This window comes from Amycolatopsis sp. VS8301801F10 (genome assembly GCF_046195355.1).
Lineage (GTDB): Bacteria > Actinomycetota > Actinomycetes > Mycobacteriales > Pseudonocardiaceae > Amycolatopsis.
The window spans coordinates 5,698,779-5,717,334 of the sequence record NZ_CP176065.1 but is presented as its reverse complement, the minus strand read 5'-3'; the positions used below and the strand labels follow the sequence as shown (position 1 = coordinate 5,717,334).

The window sequence follows — 18,556 nt, the reverse complement described above, 5'->3', positions numbered from 1 at the left end:
CCGATACGGCACGCGGCGATGCGGACTCGGCCCGAAAATTGTCGGTGCCGTGCGGTACAAGATGACCATGGTCATTTTCCAGGCACTGCAAGCGTTCTTCGCCCGTACCCTTCACCGCGCGACCCGTCGGCCCGCGCACCCCGCAGCGGCACCGCACCGCCGGCGGCCTGAACGCGGCTCAGCCTCCGAACATTCTCCGCCATTCCTCGAGAGACCGGGGCCGGAACACGAAGTTCGAACTCTTCACCCGGGACAGCGACGCCGACGATTCCGGCGAATACTGGTGCCCCGGATACACCACCGGGTCCCCCGGGAGCGTCGCCAGCCATTGCAGGCTGCGGAAAATCGCGTCCGCGTCGCCGCCAGGGAAGTCGGTCCGGCCGCAGCCTTCCAGGAACAGCGTGTCGCCGGAGACCAGCCGGTCGCCGACCAGGAAACACTGGCTGCCCGGCGTGTGCCCGGGGGTGTGGAGCAGCCGGATGTCGATCGAGCCGACCGTCACGACGTCGTCGTGCTCGTGGGCGCGCAGGTCGGTGTCCGAAACCCCGGTCACCCGCCGCACCCACTCGCTTTCCCGCGCGTTGACGTGGATCGGCACCGGCCGCAAGGCGAGCAGCTCCGCGATCCCCGGCAGCGAGAAGCCCATCATGTCGCCGCCGACGTGGTCGGGATGGTGATGCGTGGCGAGCACGCCGGTCAGCCGCATCCCGTCGGCTTCCAGCGTCTCGACCAGGTCGCCCACCGCGTAAGCCGGGTCGACCAGCACCGCCTCGCCCGTTTCGCGGTCCCCGATCAGGTAAGCGAAATTCACCATCTGGGTCGCGACAGGATCCCCGACGGCGAAATCGCGGCCGGCGAGCAGTTGGCGGAAGTAGAGCTGGTCTGCCATGCCCCGCAGCCTAACGGTTGCCGGTCATTCGCCCGCGCAGCCGTCGGGCAGCTCCCGCAACGCGTCGAGGTGCCCGACGTGCCGCGCCGTCTCCTGGGTCAACACCCACCGCACCGCGAACTCCCCCGACCCGTCCTCCCGCGTCAACCCAGCCGCACCACTCTGCCCAACGCGATCAGCGACAATCCCCGGTCACTCGCCCACAGAACCGTCAGCCAGCTCCCGCAATGCATCCAAATGCCCCACATGCCGCGCCGTCTCCTGCACCACATGCGCCAACACCCACCGCACTGCGAACCCCCCAGACCGCCGCGACCGGTCCCCCGGCTCCAGCCCGGCCAACGCCGCCGCCGCGCGACCCCATTCGGCGCGGTAGGCCGCGACGACCCCGGCCACGTCGTCCTCCGGCGTCAGGTCCCAGCTCGGGTCCGGCAAGCCCGGCCACAGCGAAGGCTCGTCGGAGCCGCCCGCCTCGATCACCAGCCACCACCGTTCGACCGCGGTCAGGTGCTTGAGCACGCCCAGCGCGCTGGTCCGCGGCGAACTCGGCAACGGAGCCGCGGCCGCCTGCTCCCGGCTCAATCCGGTGATCTTCTGCACGGCGGTCGCCCGGAGGAAGTCGAGGAACCGCGTCTGGACGGTCATCTCGTCGCCGTCGAGCGGATCCGGCCACACGCGCGCTACCTCCGCCATGGCCCCGACCCTACCGCCGCCCGGCAGGAATACCCTCGGCGTCATGGTGTGGGGATTTCTGTGCGCGCTGCTGTCCGCGGTGGCCTACGGCGTGGCTTCGGTGATGCAAGCGGTGGCCGCGAAGGCCGCGCCCGACGAGGGCGGTGCCGGGGTCGACCCGCGTTTGCTGCTGCGGGTGTTGAAGCAGTGGAAGTTCGTCGTGGGGCTGCTGCTCGACGGCGTCGGCTTCGTCGCGCAGATCGCCGCCCTGCACGTCCTGCCGCTGTTTCTCGTGCAGGCCACGCAAGCCGCGAGCCTCGCGGTGACGGCCGTCGCGGTGCGGGTGTTCGGCGTCCGGCTCGGGGCGCGGGAATGGACCGCCGTGGGCGTCGTGGTCGCCGGGCTCGCGCTGCTCGGTTCGGCCGCGGAAAGCGAGGGCTCCAGCGAGGTCGGCCTGGGCTTCCGGCTGGCGCTGGCCGGGGCCGCCGCGGTGCTCGGGATCGCCGGGCTGCTCGTCGGCCGCGCCGGCGAACGCGTCCGCACCGCCGGGCTCGGGCTGGTCGCCGGGCTGTGCTTCGGGCTGGTCGCGGTGGCGGGCCGGGTCATCCCGAGCCTCGCGCCGCTCGACCTGCTGCGGGACCCCGCGCTGTACGTCGTCGCCATCGCGGGCGCGCTGGCCATGCTGTTCTTCGCCACCGCCCTGCAACGCGGCAGCGTCACCACCGCCACGGCGATGCTGGTGCTCGGCGAAACAGTCATGCCGTCGCTGATCGGCGTCCTGCTGCTCGGCGACCGGACCCGACCCGGCTTCGCGCTCGTCGCCCTGACCGGCTTCGTCCTCGCCGTAGCCGCCGCACTCGCACTGGCCCGATTCGGCGAACCCGAACCAGCAGCCGCCTCAACCGGCGAACAACCACCCGAGACAGCACGCCGATAACCCCACCCGCGCCAACCGAAGGCAACGGCCACCCCGCCGCTGACCGGCGTCCTCCTGCTCGGCGACCCGACCCGACCCGACCCGGCTTCACAGTCATCGCCCTGACCGGCTTCGTCCTCGCCGTAGCCGCCGCACTCGCACTGGCCCGATTCGGCGAACCCGAACCAACAGCCGCCTCGACCGGAGAGCAACCACCCGAGACAGCACGCCGCTAACTCCCCCGCCCGAAAGTTAGGCTAGCCTTCCCTCGTGGACGAAAGGGAGGAACCGGCGACCGGACCGGCCTCGTCCGCGCGAACGGAGGCGCCGATGACCAGCGGCCGGGACGTCCTGCGCAGTGCCCTCGCCGGACAACGGAAATCCGTCCTCGCCGCGGCTGTCCTCGCCGCCGGGCACCAGGGCGGCGAGGCGCTCGTCCCGGTGGTGATCGGCGTGGTGCTGGACCGGGCCGTCGCCGACAGCTCCGCGCTGACGCTCCTCGGCTGGCTGGCCGTGCTGGCGGTCGTCTTCCTCGTGCTCTCCACCAGCTACCGCTTCGGCGCGAGGGCCGCCGAGCTCGCGGCCGAGCGGGCCGCGCACGAGATCCGCCTCGCGGTCAGCCGGCGCGTCCTGCATCCTCGCGGCGGCGCGGAAAACGGTTCGCTCGCTGGGGAACTGGCGAGCGTCGGGACCTCGGACGCCCGCCGGGTCGGGATGATCAACGCGGTGCTCCCGTTCGGCATCGCCGCGCTCGCCGGGCTGGTCGTGAGCGCGGTCGTGCTCCTGCGGATGTCCGTGCCGCTCGGGCTGCTCGTGCTCCTCGGCACCCCGCCGCTGCTGGTCCTCGCGCACCTCATCGGCAAGCCGCTGGAGAAGCGCAGCGAACTGGAACAGGAACGCGCCGCGCACGCCTCCGGTGTCGCGGCCGACCTCGTCAGCGGGCTGCGGGTGCTGAAGGGCATCGGCGCGGAACCGGCGGCGACCGCGCGGTACCGGCGCACCAGCCGGGATTCCCTGCGGGCGACGATCCGCGCGGCCCGCGCGCAGGCCTGGCACAACGGCGCACTGCTCGCGCTCACCGGCATCTTCATCGCGATCGTCGCGCTGGCCGGCGGCTCGCTGGCGGCGAACGGCGAGATCTCCGTCGGCGACCTCGTCGCCGCGGTCGGGCTTGCCCAGTTCCTGCAGACGCCGTTCACCATCTTCGCCTGGGTCAACGGTCAGCTCGCCCAGGGCCGTGCTTCCGCCGGCCGGGTCGCCGCCGTGCTCAGCGCGCCCCCAGCCGTCCCCGACGGAAGCGGAGAGCTGCCCGCCCCGGCGCGCGGCAGCGTCAGGCTTTCCGCCGTATCGCACGGAAAACTCCGCGAACTCGACCTCACCGTCCCGCCCGGCGAGCTGCTCGGCGTCGTGACCCCCGATCCCGCCACAGCCACCGATCTCCTCGACTGCCTCGGCCGGTTCGCCGATCCTCGCGCCGGGTCCGTCCACGTCGACGCGACGGATCTGTCCACTGTGGACCCCGACCGCGTCCGCGACGTCGTCCTCGTCGCCGCGCACGACACAGATCTGTTCGAGGGCACCGTGGAAGACAACGTCCGCGGCCGAATGCCCGCTGTCCCGGACGGAGTACTCACCGCCTCAGCAGCCGACGAAGTCGCCGCGACTCTCCCTTCCGGCACCGCCACCGCGGTCACCGAACGCGGTCGATCGCTGTCCGGCGGACAGCGACAACGGGTCGCCCTGGCACGTGCCCTCGCCACCGAGGCCCCGGTCCTGGTGCTGCACGATCCGACCACCGCAGTCGACACCGTCACCGAAGCCCGCATCGCCACCGGCCTCGCGGCACTACGGCGAAACCGCACGACGATCGTGGTCACCACCAGCCCGGCGCTGCTCTCCGTGACCGACCGCGTCGTCCTGATCGAAAACGGCCAGGTCGTCGCCGAAGGCAGCCACACCGAACTAGCCAGCACCGAGGCGGCCTACCGAGCGGCGGTGCTCTCGTGACCGAACGCGAACTCCTCCCCCTCGCCACCGCACCACGCACCCGGGCAGTCCTCCTCGACCTTCTGCGACAGGCAAAAACCCGCGCAATCGCGTCCTTCGCCTTCGTCGTCGGCGCGACCGCGATCAGCCTGCTCACCGCTCCCCTCCTCGGCCGGGTCGTCGACCTCGTCGCCACCCGCCGGCCCGCCTCCGCGCTCGTTTACCCGGTAGCCGGCCTGGTCCTGGTCGCCGCGACGTCCGCGGTCGCCACCGCCGTCGGTGCCTCGATGCTCGCCCGGCTCGGCGAAACCATGCTCGCCGACCTGCGCGAACGGTTCGTCGACCGTGCCCTGGGCCTGCCGCTGGAGCAGGTCGAGAAGGCCGGTTCCGGCGACCTGACGGCCCGGGTCACCACCGACGTCTCGGTGGTCGCCGACGCGGTCCGGCAAGCTCTGCCCGCGCTGGCCCGTTCGGTGCTGACGATCGCGCTGACCCTCGTCGCGATGGCGGTCCTCGACTGGCGTTTCCTCGCCGCGGCCCTGCTGGCGGTCCCGATCCAGCTGCACACCGTCCGCTGGTACGTCCGCCGCGCGACCCCGCTCTACGCCGCCCAGCGAGCCGCCGTCGGCGCTCAGCAGCAGCAGCTTCTCGACACCATCGGCGGCGCCAAAACCGTCCGCGCGTTCCGGCTCGCGGACGCGCACGTCGACCGGGTCCGCGAACGCTCCGACGGCGCGGTCGAGCTGGCTTTGCGCGGCGTCCGGCTCGCCACCCGGTTCTACGGGCGGCTGAACCTCGCCGAGTTCGTCGGCCTTTCCGCGGTGCTCGCCGCCGGTTTCCTTTTGGTGGGCGCGAATCTCGCGACCGTCGGCGTCGCGACGGCGGCCGCGTTGTACTTCCACAGCCTCTTCGGGCCGATCAACACCGCGCTCGCGCTGGTGGACGACGCGCAGGCGGCGACGGCGAGCCTCTCCCGGCTGATCGGGGTGGCGGATCTTCCCGCACCGGCCGAACCGGCCCGGGCGAGCCGTCCGGTCGACGCGTCGGTGAAGGCGGCCGGCCTCGGACATTCCTATGTGGACGGCCATCCGGTGCTCCGCGACGTCGACCTCGAAGTCGCGCCGGGCGAGCGCGTCGCACTGGTCGGGGCGAGCGGAGCCGGGAAGACGACGCTGGCGAAGCTGATCGCCGGGATCCACCAGGCCAGCAGCGGCACGGTGTCGATCGGCGGAGTCCCGCTCGACCAGCTCGGCCCGGCCGCCGCCCGGCGCGCGGTGGCGTTGATCAGCCAGGAAGTGCACGTCTTCAGCGGACCGCTGGCCGACGATCTGCGCTTGGCCGCTCCCGAAGCCACCGACGAGGAACTGCAGGCGGCGCTGGCCAAAGTCGGCGCCGCCGAGTGGGTCGAAGCGTTGCCCGACGGGCTCGCGACGGTCGTCGGCGAAGGCGGCCATCGGCTCACGGTCACGCAGGCGCAGCAGCTGGCCCTGGTCCGGTTGGTGCTGGCCGATCCGCCCGTGGCGATCCTCGACGAGGCCACCGCCGAAGCGGGCAGCGCCGGCGCGAAAACGCTGGAAGCCGCTGCGGCCGCCGCGCTCGAGGGCCGCACCGGCCTGATCGTCGCGCACCGCCTGACCCAGGCCGCGGCCTCGGACCGGATCGTCGTCCTGGACGCCGGGGCGGTCGTGGAATCCGGGACGCACGACGAACTGGTCGCCGCCGGCGGCCGGTACGCCACGCTCTGGACCGCCTGGTCCGGCATGCGCAGCCGCCGTCGGTGAGGATTTCCCCTACCGGACTTCAGGATTCCTCTCGCGCCAGGAGGGAGAGCGGGCGCAGATCGGTCCAGGACCGCTCGATGTAGTCCAGGCAGGCCTGCCGCGCGTCCGGGCCGAAGGCGGTCCGCCAGCCGTCCGGCACGGCCACGAAATCCGGCCACAGGCTGTGCTGGCCCTCGTCGTTCACGAGGACCCGGTAAACGCCGTCGGGGTTTTCGAACGGATTCGTCATCGCTCGCTCCTTTCCTGGTTCAGCGGATCCCGCTGACCGCGTACTCCACCGGGCCGGATTCGGCGGCCCGCCGGTCCACAATGGACTGCAGGATCTCGCCCACCCGCACCGCGGTGTTCGACAGCAGCGACGACGTGATCCCGTGCGTGTGCTCGGTGCCGCCCTGCAGGTAGAGGCCGCCGCGCACGGCCGGGTCGGTAGTGATCCGGTAGTCGCGCTCGACCTTCAGCCGGCCTTCGCCGTCCCGGCGGCACTGGCTGGCCAAATCGCCGAGCAGCGCCGTCGGGTCCGCGGGCAGGTAGCCGGTCGCGTAGACGACCGCGTCCGCGTCCAGCACCGAACGTTCGCCGGTCGCCAGCGATTCGACGGTCGCGCGCACGTGCGTGCCCTGGTCGGCGACCTCGACCGGACGCGAAACGTTGAACAGCCGCAACCGTTCCACGCCCAGCACCTTCTCCTGGTAGCGCCGCCGGTACAGCTCGTCGATCAGGTCGAGATCGACCGCGGAATAGTTCGTCGCGCCGTGGTAACGCATCAAGCGTTCCTTGACCGGTTCGCTTGCCGCGTAAAAGGAATCGACCGCTTCGGGGTCGAAAATCCGGTTGGCGAACGCACTGTCGTCGGCGGGGCTGTAGCCGTAGCGCGCGAACACCGCGCACACCTCGGCGCGCGGGAACTCGTCGTGCAGCAACGCCGCGACCTCGGCCGCGCTCTGCCCGGCGCCGATCACGACGAACCGCCGCGCGTCCGTGCCGCGCAACGACTCGACGCGGTGCAGCAGCTCGCTGTTGTGCCAGATCCGTTCCCCGGCGACGACCCCGTCCGGCAGCTTCGCGCGCAATCCGGTGCCCAGCACGAGGTTCCGCGCCCGCAGCTCGGCGATCTCGCCGTCCACCTCGGCGCGCACGTCGAAGAACGCGATCTCGCCGCCGTCGCGCACCGGTTCGACCGAGACGACCTCGCTGCCGTAGGACACCAGGTCGTCGACCTTCGCCGCGGCCCATTCGAAGTAGTCGTGGAACTCGACGCGCAGCGGGAACAGGGTCTTGTGGTTGATGAAATCGACCAGCCGCCCCTTTTCGTGCAGGTAGTTCAGGAAGGTGAACGCGCTGGCCGGATTCCGCATCGTCACGAGGTCCTTGAGGAACGACACCTGCATGGTCGCGGTGTCGATCAGCATCCCGCGATGCCAGCCGAAGCGGGGCTGGCGCTCCAGGAAGTGCGCCGTGACCGTCTCCCCCGGGCCCGCGTTGTGCTCGGCGAGCGCGATCGCGAGCGCCAGGTTGGACGGCCCGAACCCGACTCCGACCACGTCGTACACCGGCACCCGGCGGTCCCCGGCCCCTGCTCGTGACATGAAAGTCCCCTAGCGCGGCACTGCCGCATCACCGTTCCGACTGACCAATGCTCAAGAAACCCTAACCTAACTTAGGTAAGCCTCAACTAGTACTGTCTGGGTGATGTTCGTCCCGACCACGAAAGGTGCACCGCCGATGCGCGTGGCCATGTTCGGCTACCAGACCTGGGGACACCGCACCCTGAAGGCCCTCCTCGACGCGGGCCACGACGTGCGGCTGGTGGTCACCCACCCGCCGAGCGACCACGCCTACGAACGGATCTGGAGCGATTCGGTCGCCGGACTGGCCGAAGAGCACGGAATCCGCACCCTGCTGCGCACCCGCCCGGACGACGCGGAGCTGCTGGACGAGCTCAAGGCGGCGGACCTGGACCTGATCGTCGCGAACAACTGGCGCACCTGGCTGCCGCCGGAAATCTTCGCCCTGCCGCGCCACGGCACGCTCAACGTCCACGACTCGCTGCTGCCCGCGTACGCCGGCTTCTCCCCCATCATCTGGGCGCTGATCAACGGCGAGCCCGAAGTCGGCGTCACCGCGCACATGATGAACGAGGAACTCGACGCGGGAGACATCGTCGCCCAGCGCGCGGTCGCGGTCGGCCCGCGCGACACCGCCACGGATCTGTTCCACCGCACCGTGGACCTCATCGAACCGCTCGTCACGGAAGCCTTGGGCCGCATCGCGTCCGGCACCGTCGTCCCGATCCCCCAGGACCGGACGAAGGCGAGCTTCTTCCACAAGCGCGCCCCGCGCGACAGCCTCATCGACTGGACCTGGTCCGCCGAGGAACTGGACCGCCTGGTGCGCGCCCAATCCGACCCGTACCCCAACGCTTTCACCTACCACCGCGGCGAGCGGCTGCGCATCGTGCGCGCCTCCGTTTCGGACGGTCATTACGGCGGAACCCCCGGCCGCATCTTCATCCGCGAAGGCGAGGGCGTGGTGATCGTCGCCGGCCGGGACGCGCGGCGCGGCCAGTCGCCCGGGCTGCGGATCGAACGCGTGCGCACTGCTGACGACCAGGAACTTTCGGCGGCGGAGTACTTCACGCATATGGGCGGGTATCTCACCGACCGCCCCTAGGCGGCGCGCGCGACGGTGACGATCGACCGGCTGTCCGCGGTCAGCGGACCGCCGCGGAAGTCGCCGTACTGGTGCTCGACGGCGAACCCGGCTCGGCGCAGCGCGGCGTTGAGCGGGTCGACGTCGAGAAACCGGAGCGTCGCGCGGTCGGTCCGCAACGGGGTCAGATCGGGTTCGCCGACGGTTTCGGTGAAGGTCACGACGCCGTCGGCGACGGACTCGACGTGCCACCACGACACGAGCTTCCGCCCGCCGTACTCGAACGGCGCCGGTTCGGCCGCTGCCCAGACCTCCCACGCGCGAGCCTGCGGATGCCGCGTCTCGAAGACGAACTGCCCGCCGTCGATCAGCGCGGCGCGGACGGCGGTGAGCGAAGCCGCGATGTCCGCGTCCGTGACGAGGCACTGGAACGCGTTGTTCGCCATGGTCGCCAACGCGAATTCTCCGCGCCACGGGATGTCCGACGCCGGTCCTTCGACCCACTCGACGTCCGTCCGGCGGCGCGCCCGCCGCAACGCCGCGGCGTCGGGATCGATGCCGGCGAGCCGTCCGGGATGCCCTTGCTCGCGCAGCGCGTGCAGCATCTGCCCGGTGCCGCAGCCGACGTCGAGCACCGATCGCGCAGCTGTCGCGAACTCGGTGTAGAAGCCGTCGCTCGTGCCCGGCTCGGCACGCCACGGGTGGGTCACGTCGTACCCGGCCGCGGCGTCGTCCTCGGTGAATTCCACCCGGCCGACCGTACTCAGGCTCGGCGGCGCACGGCACCGGCTAACGTTCGGAAACCTTGCCGCCGTGCACTTCCAGCCGCCGGGTCACCGAAACCGCGTCGAGCATCCGCCGGTCGTGCGTCACCAGCAGCAGCGTGCCCGGGTAATCGTCCAAAGCGGACTCGAGCTGTTCGATCGCTGGCAGGTCCAGATGGTTGGTCGGCTCGTCCAGCACCAGCAGGTTCACCCCGCGCGCCTGCAGCAGCGCCAGCGCCGCGCGGGTGCGCTCGCCGGGCGAAAGCGTCGCCGCCGGGCGCAGCACGTGCGCGGCCTTGAGCCCGAATTTCGCCAGCAGAGTACGGACTTCCGCGTCCGCCAGCGACGGGACCTCGCGCGCGAACGCGTCCGCCAGCGGGAGGTCGCCGAGGAACAGCCGGCGGGCCTGGTCGACCTCGCCGACCACCACGCCCGGCCCGAGCGCGGCCTCGCCCTCGTCCAGCGGCAGCCGGCCGAGCAGCGCGGCCAGCAACGTGGATTTGCCCGCGCCGTTCGCGCCGGTGATGGCGACCTTGTCCGCCCAGTCGATCTGCAGATCCACCGGTCCGAGCGCGAACCCGCCGCGCCGCACGACCGCGCCCCGCAGCGTCGCGACCACCGCGCCCGCGCGCGGAGCGGCGGCGATCTCCATCCGCAGCTCCCACTCCTTGCGGGGCTCCTCGACCACCTCGAGCCGCTCGATCATCCGGTCCGTCTGCCGCGCCTTCGACGCCTGCTTTTCGGTGGCTTCGCTGCGGAATTTGCGGCCGGCCTTGTCGTTGTCGGTCGCCTTGCGGCGGGCGTTCTTGACGCCCTTCTCCATCCACGCGCGCTGCATGCCCGCCCGGGCTTCGAGCGCCGCGCGGGTATTGGCATATTCCTCGTAGTCCTCGCGCGCGTGCCGCCGCGCGACCTCCCGTTCCTCCAAATAGGACTCGTACCCGCCGCCGTAGGTCTTCACCTGCTGCTGCGCCAGATCCAGTTCCACGACGCGATCGACCGTGCGGGCCAGGAATTCGCGGTCGTGGCTCACCAGCACGGTGCCCGCGCGCAGTCCGCCGACGAACCGCTCCAGCCGGGCGAGCCCGTCGAGGTCGAGGTCGTTCGTCGGCTCGTCGAGCAGGAAGACGTCGTAGCGGCTGAGCAGCAGCGACGCCAGCCCGGCGCGCGCGGCCTGCCCGCCGGAGAGCGAAACCATCGGCTGGTCGAGGTCGACGGCGAGCCCGAGGTCCGCGGCGACCTCGCCGGCGCGGTCGTCCAGGTCCGCGCCGCCGAGCGCGAGCCAGCGGTCGAGCGCGGTGCCGTATGCGTCGTCGGCGCCGTCCTCGCCCGCGGTAAGCGCATCGGTCGCGGCGTCGAGTGCGGTTTGCGCGGCCGCGACTCCGGTGCGCCGCGCGAGGAAGCCGCGCACCGATTCCCCCTCGCGCCGCTCCGGTTCCTGCGGCAGGTGCCCGACGGTGGCGGTCGGCGGATTCAGCCGGACCTCGCCGGATTCCGGGCGGGCCAGCCCGGCGAGCGTGCGGAGCAGGGTGGACTTCCCCGCGCCGTTGACGCCGACCAGGCCGATCACCTCGCCCGGGGCGACGACGAGATCGAGACCGGAGAAGAGAACGCGGTCACCGTGGCCCGCGGCCAGGTCCTTCGCGACGAGTGTGGCGCTCATATCGGAGCCGAGTTTACGGGCGCCTCCCGCGCCGCGTGCCGCGTGTCGGCTCCGTCACTCCCAGTGGGTACTCTGGGCGGGTTGCCGGGTCCAACGAGAGCAGTGAGGTCGGTGAAAAGCGATGGCGGAACCCGCCCCGGTCCCGTTCGGACGGGGGAAGCAGCGGGCTCCCCGGCCGACCGTCAGCAGACGGCGCGAGGTGAGCCACGCCAGCGCGCGGTCGCTGCTGATGACCGTGCTGGGCGAGTACGTGCTGCCCCGCGACCGTCCGGTGTGGACGTCGCTGCTGGTCGAATCCCTCGGCATGCTCGACATCGAGGAGAAGTCGGCACGGCAGGCGCTGGCCCGGTCCGCGGCGGAGGGCTGGCTGGTGTCGGAGCGCATCGGCCGCCGCGTGCGGTGGTCGCTGACCCCGCCGGGGCGGCGGCTGCTCACCGAGGGCGCCGAGCGGATATACGCCTTCGGCCGCGACGCGCGCCCGTGGGAGAACCGCTGGCTGATGCTGATCGTCTCGGTCCCGGAGGCGAAACGCGACCTGCGGCACCGCCTGCGCACCCGCCTCACCTGGGCCGGTTTCGGCTCGCCGGTGGCGGGCGTCTGGGTGAGCCCGGATCCGAGCCGCGAGCCCGAGGCGCAGAAGATCGTCGCCGAACTGGGCCTCGAAGCGCAGGCGATGTCCTTCACCGCGGAGTACGGCGCGATCGGCGACCAGGAGAGCATGGTCGCGCGGTCGTGGGACCTGTCCGAGCTGACCGACCGGTACGAGGACTTCATCGACCGCTTCACCGGCGTGTCGCCCTCCGGCGCGCAAGCGGTGCTGCGCGCGCAGACCGAACTGGTCCACGAATGGCGCCGCTTCCCGTTCCTCGACCCGCAGCTGCCCGCGGAGCTGCTGCCGGCGAGCTGGAGCGGAGCCAAAGCGGCGGAACTGTTCCACCGCAAGCACGTCGAATGGCGGCCGGCCGCGCAGGCGTACTGGGACCAGCTCACCGCGAACGAGGAGCAAGCATGACGAAACTGGAACGCGACGGCGGGCTCGCCGTGCTCACCATCGACGAGCCGCCGCTCAACCTGTACACGAAACCGCTCCAGGACGCCCTGCTCGCGGCCATCGGCTCGCTGGAGGAAACGCCCGCCCGAGCCCTCCTGATCCGCGCCGAAGGCCGCGTCGTGAGCGGAGGCGTCGATGTCGCGCTCTTCGACGCGCAGTCGTCTGCCGCCGAGGCGAAGGTGCTCTTCGACGAACTGCTCACCGTCCCCGATCGCCTTGCCGCACTGCCGTTTCCGACAGTTTTCGCCGCACACGGCTTGTGCCTGACGTGGGCTTTCGAAGTCGCGATGGCGTGCGATCTGCTGCTGGCTTCGTCCCGCGCGAAGTTCGGCTTGGTCGAAAAGGTCGTCGGCCTGACCCCCACGATGGGCGGCACGCAACGCCTGGCCGCCCGCGCCGGGGTGGCCAGGGCGAAGGAGTTCGTCTTCACCGGCGAACCCTTCGACGCGGCGACTCTGGAGCGATGGAACGTCGTCAACCGGGTCCTCCCGGACGAGGGTTTCGACGAGGCAGCCCGAGAGTTCGCCCGCGGCCTGGCCGAAGGCCCGACGCAGGCACATGCCGCCACGAAGCGAATCCTGGCCCATTTCGAACACGGCGGAGTGCCGGAAGCCAACGCACACGTGACGGCGATCGCCGCGGAGCTGTACCACACCGAAGACTTGCGGAGCGCGGTGAAGTCGTTCCTGACCGAGGGCCCCGGGAAGGCTCGATTCACCGGCCGCTGATGCGGATCCCTGTCCCCTCCGGCCCTGGTCCCCGCGCGGGACCGGGGCCGGTTGTGGATCTGGCGGGGTTTGCGCAGGTCAGGGGGTAATGGAGACCTCGCTGCAGGGGCGGTTGGGGGACCCGCTAGAGTAGTCGCATCGCACTCCACGAGGGGTTCCTCGGGGGGTGAGGAGTCCGGGCTGTGGCGCAGTTTGGTAGCGCACTTGACTGGGGGTCAAGGGGTCGCAGGTTCAAATCCTGTCAGCCCGACCGGACGACGGGTTTCCGCAGCTCAGAGCAGCGGGAGCCCGTTTTTTCACGTGGTCGCAGGTGTCCTTCCGGTTCTAGCACAGCGCTCGGTGACACCTTGACTGGAGGCTCTCCTCATGCCGACCATTTTGACTAAACAGGGTCTGCCCCGCCCTGCCCACGACCTGTGGCGCTCCTACGTCGAGGAGTGGGACCGCAGCCTCCGCGCCGACAACAAGCCGCACACGACCCGCTACAACTACGAACTCGCCGTCACCCAGTTCGCCGACTTCCTCGGCGGCGAAGAACTCCCCCAGTTCCTCGCCGAGACCGGGATGGACGACACGGACGACAGCGACGCCGACGAAGACCCCACCGACGTCGAACGCAAGCACGTCGAATGGTTCATCGCCTGGATGATCCACACCCGCTCCTCCGCCACAGCCCTGAACAAATACAAAGCGCTCCAGCAGTTCTTCAACTATCTCCTCGACGCCGAAGAAATCGACCGCCACCCGATGGCCAAACTCAGCCAGCCGACCACAACCGACAAAATCATCCCCGTCGTCGACGACGACCAACTCGCCAGCCTGCTCGACGCCTGCAAAGGCAAATCCTTCCGCGACCGCCGCGACGCCGCGATCATCCGGCTGTTCGACGACACCGGCGCACGCCTGGCCGAGGTCGCGAACCTCACCACCGACGACCTCGACCTCTCCCGCGACGGCATCCTCGTTCGCGGCAAAGGCGACCGGATCCGCTTCATCCTCTTCGGCGAGCGCACCGGTCAAGCCCTGAGCCGCTACCTGCGCGCACGCGCCCGTCTCAAGGGCGCAGCCGACTCGCCGTACCTCTTCCTCACCGCACGCGGCGGGAAACAGCTCAAGCCGAACGGAATCAAGATCATGCTCCGCCGGCGGGGAAACCTCGCCGGCATCCCGCACATGCACGCACACCGGCTGCGCCACACCCTGTCCCACAACTGGCAGCTCGCACAGGGCAACGAGTCCGATTTGATGGTCATCATGGGCTGGACATCCCCCGAGATGCTTCGCCGCTACGGCAAAAGCGCCGCCGCCGAACGCGCGCAGCACACCCACCGCGCCCTCAACCTCGGCAACCGGGTCTGACCGGATTCGCGAACTGGTCGGCATAGTCTGCGAGCCCCGCCGGATAGCGACGGGGCTCGCAGACATGCGACTTCCGCCAGCGCTGAGACCAGGCAACGCCCCAAGGGAACATCGGTTTCGGACAGCTCGCGCGCCTAACGGCCTCGTTCAGCGGAGTCTCCGGGCACCGAGGCAATCAGGTCGTCGACCACCACCCGGCCGGTCCTCCTGGATCGCGGCGGGCACGGCACGGGAACGCTTCATTGGCTGGGAGTCCAATCAGGCGTGTCCGCAGCATCGCGACCTTCCGCCGGCTGCCGGGCCACGTCCGTTGAAACGACCTCCCGTTGGTTGTTCCACATGGTCTGATCTTTGACCGTTTCCAGTCGGGCTGCGACCTCTTGCGCTCCATAGCCCCGGAGAACCTCGATGAACCCTTCCACGATGCCGTGGCTCTGCTTGGGCGTCAGCTGTCCAAGCAGATCGATGAGCGCCTGAGTGATGAGGACAGGCATGGCTGGCTCATGCCACTGTGCGAGCTGGGTGACGAGATCCTCTCGACTCAGCACTCCGGCCAACTCGCCAAGGCGCGACGTTTCGAGCAGGGCGTAGACGCGTGCGGTGGCAGGGTCCGCGAGGCACTCGTCCCGGACGAACCGGGCACGGGCGCGCGCTTGTTGCCGCGCGAGTTCGTCGAGCTCGAGTTCGTGGCGCATCCGCTGAATCTCGCGTGCACGCACGGCTGTTTCCTCGTCGAGCTTGACCCGGCAATATACGTCGCTTATCCGTACGTCTTTGGTTGATTTCGACGTCAGCTCAGCCAATTCTCCGGCAACCCGGTGCTGAAGGTAACCGCAGCGGAGCCCGCTGATGCCCACGGCGGCAGGCCGGATGATCCGGTCTGCCGCCGGGACGACCAGGTCCAGAGGATCGGGCAGCAGCTGGCCCCGACGTGCCCGGACACGCGCGCGGACGGTCAGGGTGATGGTGAACGTGACGTCGTCGTCCGCACTCGGGTATGAATCAGGGTGCGTGTAGTCCTGCAGATTGTTCCAGCGCCCCGCACCCCAGTTCATGCCGCGTGGTCCGTCCCGTCGGCCGAGTCGGCTCCGCCGCGAAGGCGACGCGCGAAGTCGCCGTCGAACAGTTTGGTCAAGTGCAGATAGATGCGTTCACGGTCAACGGTTTCGGCGCTATCACCAGCCTCGTACCAGGTGAACACGTAGTGGCGGAGGCGCTCTCGCGGCGAGACTACGCCCGGTTGTTCGGGATGATCTACGGCCCTGCGCAACAACCCCAGTACTTCGTCCCGCAGGTCTGGCCGACCCACTGCGACATCGAGCCACTGATTCACGGTCGCGTGCACTACGGCTTCGGCTTCTTTGCTCGGCTGCGGCGAGAGCAAGACTGTCCAGCCAGCTATCAGACCATCGGACGAGGGGGTGAAGCCGACGTCGCCGCCTCTGCGGAGAAGCGTGGGAGCCCCCTCGTCCTCGTCGGCTTTAGCAGCGAGCGCGCTGAAGGCCCGGTACGCAACCGCCACAGTGTCAGCGTTCTCGCACCAAGCGATAACCGTCTCGAAGAGCGTCTTCCGCACCGAGTCGTCGTCCCATAACGTGATAACACTCCGCTCGACTGCCTTTTCGATCTCTTCGTCGGCAACAGCGGCGACATGCTTGAGCCGGCGAAGCGCCTTGCCGGTGTGCCGTCGACCGAACTCCAGCCCGCACACTTCCGCGACGGCACGTCCCAGTGCCAGGTCTTTCCGCTTGGCCCAGTTCAGGAGCATGGTATGGATGTAACGATGGGTGCTGGACTGAGTCGCCGCTTCGTCGAGCGTTCTGACGAAGACCGGCCACAGGTCCGAACCGCGCCAACTGCCGGCGAGTTTGGCGAGTGGTTCCGGCCGCTCCTGCCGTGCCGCCCAGTGGACCGCGAACCGGGCGATGCGAGCGGCGAGCTCTTCCAGTTGTTCCTCGGAAACAGAGTCGAACGTTTTGTCTTGTTTGCCGCTGGGCGCGTCCGCCAGCCAGTCCAGGAAGGCCGGACGGGAGAACGGACGGTCAGTCCAGAAGTAGTGCAGTGCCGCGTCGTCCCAGCCGTCGCGCCGGAATACGACGGTGTCGTTGTCGGCGAGATCGGCTTCGACCGCGTCCACGAGTTCGATGATGCCGGGTGCGTCGAGCGCGGCGAGGTCCGGTTGTTTCTTGCCGCTGAGGCTTCCCTCCAGCTTGCTGGCCAGTGCGTAGACATAAGAGCCAGGAGCACCTGGCAGTGCTGCTGCGGCAAGCAGGAAGCTTCGCTGCACGCTCGTCCGGTCTCGCTTCCGGTGCCACTCCAGCAACGGCTTGCGCCAATTCCGTCTGGCCTCCACGACGGTCTTCACCCGGCGAGCGAACAAGCGATCGCCCCCGTCGGAGAGGTCCGCATAGTCCGAGTCTTTGTCGCCCTCCTGGAGCACGGCCAACTGATCAGGCTTCGCGCGGTGTGCGGACCGCATCAACTCGACGATCTCGAGAACCTCAGCGGGCGGCTGACCAGCAAGCATCCGCTCGATCGGCGTGGCAGCGAGCCAGCGAGCCACGTCCAGATCCGGTTCCTGGACCTCCAGAGCTTTGCGCACGATGTCCGCCGGTGCCGCGATGCCGATGTCGGCTTCCATGTACTTGACGTCCTCGTCGACGCACGCAGCCCACTGCTCAGGGCTGATCAGAAAGATCAGCCAGGATTCCCGGCGATCGAGTTCCGGCGCGAGCTCGGTCAGCGTCATCCGGAAGACCCGAGAACGAAGCTGGAAGCCCTCCTCGTCCGGCGGTACCTCGACCACATATGCCCAGTGACGGTGCTTCGCGGGCAATCGGTCGACCTGGAACGTTTCGCCGCCGCCGAAGTGCAGGGCTCCGACCTTGACCTGCTGCTGGCTCTCTTCACGGAGCTTGGCCAGCATCGCATGGGCGATGACAGTGCGGCCAGTACCTGGCGGCCGGGCGATCGTGAGCAGACGGGCACCGTCACGCCATTTGGCATAAGCGGCGTCGAACCCTTCAGGAGGCGCGAACAGCCGCGAGGTCAGCCTGAGATAGGCGTCGTCAGCCTTGAGATGCTCAAGCGCCGCCTGCACCTCATTGACGACCTTGACGCCGTTGATTTCACCCAAGACGAGATTGCCGGAGAAGTTCGAATACACACCGAAGCGGCCCGGATCGGTGTCAGGGTGCGGACGCTCATCGGATGCGGGCGCTTCCGCAACCGGAGAGTGCCGGGCCGAAAAAACATCGTCCGCACGAGCCGGAAGCTCCGGATTCTCCCCGTACGCCGGGGAGGCCGGAAACTCCCCCGGCTCCGGTCGCTGGCCGCCGTCAGGCAGGTCGTAGTCGTTGGGCTGGCTCATCCGATCGGCCCATTGATTTCGACAGCGGTGAACTCCCCCGTCGCACGGACCACGCCGTCGTTGAACTTCACTGTCACCCTGGCGGTATCGGCGATCGAGGTCGCCTTCACCGCGGTGGCGGGGCCTTCGATGTCAGCGCGCTCCATCTCGACTTCGACCCCGCTCCGCTTGAGTCCAGCGGCCAGGTCAAGAGGCTGCCCGGTCAACGACTCGACGTGCCGGCCGACGACATCGATAGTGTCGAGCAGTTCCCGGTCTGCGACGTCAGGTCGAACGCCGTCGACTGTGTACTTCCGCAAGATTTGAACCCGCTGCTCCAGATCATCGAGCATGCGCGCTTCCGCATCGCTGGTCTTCGCCTCACCACCAGCTTCGGCCGCGGACCGGCGCTTCTCCAAGACCTTTCCTGCTTGCTCGAACGCGAACTTCACCAACTGGGGAAGGACGGTGGCGCTGACTGTGGCCAACGTGAAGGGGTCAGACACGAGACACTCCCAGGACGCAGAAACACCAGCGTGCGGGCAAATCGCACGCCGGCCGACGGTCACTGTCGGTCCTGATACGCTCGCACAGCGGCAAGGGCTGGAGCGAGCAACGACCTGTGTTTCCACACAGACGGACTGTTCTTCCCTAAATCTCGATCAAATGCGTATCTAGTCGCGGGCCAGCCGCACTCGCAGCGACACGCCCGCCGAAGATCCGCCATTCCGAGGCGGATCCGCGAGTTC

17 protein-coding genes and 1 tRNA gene are annotated in these 18,556 nt (G+C 69.5%); 8 read left to right on the top strand and 10 right to left on the bottom strand.

All coding sequences use genetic code 11. From position 1 onward, the window contains the following. Nucleotides 1-178: 178 nt before the first annotated feature. The 3 genes from F9C11_RS26915 to F9C11_RS26905 form a co-directional block, all read right to left on the bottom strand. Nucleotides 179-889: an MBL fold metallo-hydrolase gene (locus F9C11_RS26915; protein WP_409180147.1), complete on the bottom strand. Its 711-nt coding sequence runs from the start codon at nucleotides 887-889 to the stop codon at nucleotides 179-181. Between the two features lie 24 nt (nucleotides 890-913). Next, nucleotides 914-1,003: a DUF664 domain-containing protein gene (locus F9C11_RS26910; RefSeq protein ID WP_409180146.1), complete on the bottom strand. Its 90-nt coding sequence runs from the start codon at nucleotides 1,001-1,003 to the stop codon at nucleotides 914-916. A 78-nt stretch (nucleotides 1,004-1,081) separates the two neighbouring features. After that, on the bottom strand, nucleotides 1,082-1,582 hold the full coding sequence (locus tag F9C11_RS26905) for a DinB family protein (RefSeq protein ID WP_409180145.1): 501 nt from the start codon (nucleotides 1,580-1,582) through the stop codon (nucleotides 1,082-1,084). A gap of 43 nt (nucleotides 1,583-1,625) precedes the next feature. Between F9C11_RS26905 and F9C11_RS26900 the strand changes: the two genes are divergently transcribed. From F9C11_RS26900 to F9C11_RS26890, 3 genes are all read left to right on the top strand, one after another. Beyond that, nucleotides 1,626-2,498, top strand: coding sequence for a hypothetical protein (locus F9C11_RS26900; protein WP_409180144.1), 873 nt, complete (start codon nucleotides 1,626-1,628; stop codon nucleotides 2,496-2,498). Between the two features lie 309 nt (nucleotides 2,499-2,807). Further along, nucleotides 2,808-4,484, top strand: coding sequence for an ABC transporter ATP-binding protein (locus tag F9C11_RS26895; RefSeq protein ID WP_409180143.1), 1,677 nt, complete (start codon nucleotides 2,808-2,810; stop codon nucleotides 4,482-4,484). Next, entirely contained in the window at nucleotides 4,481-6,244 is a 1,764-nt protein-coding gene (locus F9C11_RS26890; RefSeq protein WP_409180142.1) for an ABC transporter ATP-binding protein, read from the top strand. The genes F9C11_RS26895 and F9C11_RS26890 overlap by 4 nt, the downstream gene beginning before the upstream one ends. A gap of 19 nt (nucleotides 6,245-6,263) precedes the next feature. On the opposite strand, the gene F9C11_RS26885 is transcribed toward F9C11_RS26890, so the two are convergent. Both F9C11_RS26885 and F9C11_RS26880 read right to left on the bottom strand, forming a co-directional pair. Further along, nucleotides 6,264-6,473 (bottom strand): MbtH family protein, encoded by a 210-nt coding sequence (locus F9C11_RS26885; RefSeq protein WP_409180141.1) that lies wholly within the window; start codon nucleotides 6,471-6,473, stop codon nucleotides 6,264-6,266. A 19-nt stretch (nucleotides 6,474-6,492) separates the two neighbouring features. Then, complete coding sequence (locus F9C11_RS26880; RefSeq protein ID WP_409180140.1) at nucleotides 6,493-7,830, bottom strand: lysine N(6)-hydroxylase/L-ornithine N(5)-oxygenase family protein; 1,338 nt, start codon at nucleotides 7,828-7,830, stop codon at nucleotides 6,493-6,495. Between the two features lie 136 nt (nucleotides 7,831-7,966). Here F9C11_RS26880 and F9C11_RS26875 point away from each other — a divergent pair, with 136 nt between their 5' ends. Further along, a complete protein-coding gene (locus F9C11_RS26875; protein ID WP_409180139.1) occupies nucleotides 7,967-8,914 on the top strand; it encodes a methionyl-tRNA formyltransferase in 948 nt (315 codons plus the stop codon). Here the strand turns inward: F9C11_RS26875 and F9C11_RS26870 are convergent. Together F9C11_RS26870 and F9C11_RS26865 are read right to left on the bottom strand one after the other, a co-directional pair. Further along, entirely contained in the window at nucleotides 8,911-9,642 is a 732-nt protein-coding gene (locus F9C11_RS26870) for a class I SAM-dependent methyltransferase (RefSeq protein WP_409180138.1), read from the bottom strand. The genes F9C11_RS26875 and F9C11_RS26870 overlap by 4 nt on opposite strands. A gap of 40 nt (nucleotides 9,643-9,682) precedes the next feature. Continuing rightward, nucleotides 9,683-11,320, bottom strand: coding sequence for an ABC-F family ATP-binding cassette domain-containing protein (locus tag F9C11_RS26865; protein WP_409180137.1), 1,638 nt, complete (start codon nucleotides 11,318-11,320; stop codon nucleotides 9,683-9,685). 121 nt (nucleotides 11,321-11,441) lie between these two features. On the opposite strand from F9C11_RS26865, the gene F9C11_RS26860 reads away from it, so the two are divergent. The 4 genes from F9C11_RS26860 to F9C11_RS26845 all read left to right on the top strand — a co-directional run bounded on the left by F9C11_RS26860 (nucleotide 11,442) and on the right by F9C11_RS26845 (nucleotide 14,458). Continuing rightward, a complete protein-coding gene (locus F9C11_RS26860) occupies nucleotides 11,442-12,332 on the top strand; it encodes a PaaX family transcriptional regulator C-terminal domain-containing protein (protein ID WP_409180136.1) in 891 nt (296 codons plus the stop codon). After that, nucleotides 12,329-13,099: an enoyl-CoA hydratase/isomerase family protein gene (locus tag F9C11_RS26855; protein WP_409180135.1), complete on the top strand. Its 771-nt coding sequence runs from the start codon at nucleotides 12,329-12,331 to the stop codon at nucleotides 13,097-13,099. The genes F9C11_RS26860 and F9C11_RS26855 overlap by 4 nt, the downstream gene beginning before the upstream one ends. Nucleotides 13,100-13,275: 176 nt before the next feature. Further along, nucleotides 13,276-13,349, top strand: a tRNA-Pro gene (locus F9C11_RS26850). Between the two features lie 116 nt (nucleotides 13,350-13,465). Further along, nucleotides 13,466-14,458 carry a tyrosine-type recombinase/integrase gene (locus F9C11_RS26845; protein ID WP_409180134.1) on the top strand — a complete coding sequence of 331 codons (993 nt, stop codon included), beginning with the start codon at nucleotides 13,466-13,468 and terminating at the stop codon, nucleotides 14,456-14,458. Between the two features lie 239 nt (nucleotides 14,459-14,697). On the opposite strand, the gene F9C11_RS26840 is transcribed toward F9C11_RS26845, so the two are convergent. From F9C11_RS26840 to F9C11_RS26830, 3 genes are read right to left on the bottom strand one after another with little or no spacing between them, the layout of a single operon-like run. Then, nucleotides 14,698-15,513 (bottom strand): hypothetical protein, encoded by an 816-nt coding sequence (locus tag F9C11_RS26840; RefSeq protein WP_409180133.1) that lies wholly within the window; start codon nucleotides 15,511-15,513, stop codon nucleotides 14,698-14,700. Beyond that, on the bottom strand, nucleotides 15,510-17,828 hold the full coding sequence (locus F9C11_RS26835) for a hypothetical protein (protein WP_409180132.1): 2,319 nt from the start codon (nucleotides 17,826-17,828) through the stop codon (nucleotides 15,510-15,512). The genes F9C11_RS26840 and F9C11_RS26835 overlap by 4 nt, the downstream gene beginning before the upstream one ends. Continuing rightward, nucleotides 17,825-18,313 carry a hypothetical protein gene (locus F9C11_RS26830; RefSeq protein WP_409180131.1) on the bottom strand — a complete coding sequence of 163 codons (489 nt, stop codon included), beginning with the start codon at nucleotides 18,311-18,313 and terminating at the stop codon, nucleotides 17,825-17,827. The genes F9C11_RS26835 and F9C11_RS26830 overlap by 4 nt, the downstream gene beginning before the upstream one ends. Nucleotides 18,314-18,556 lie beyond the last annotated feature (243 nt).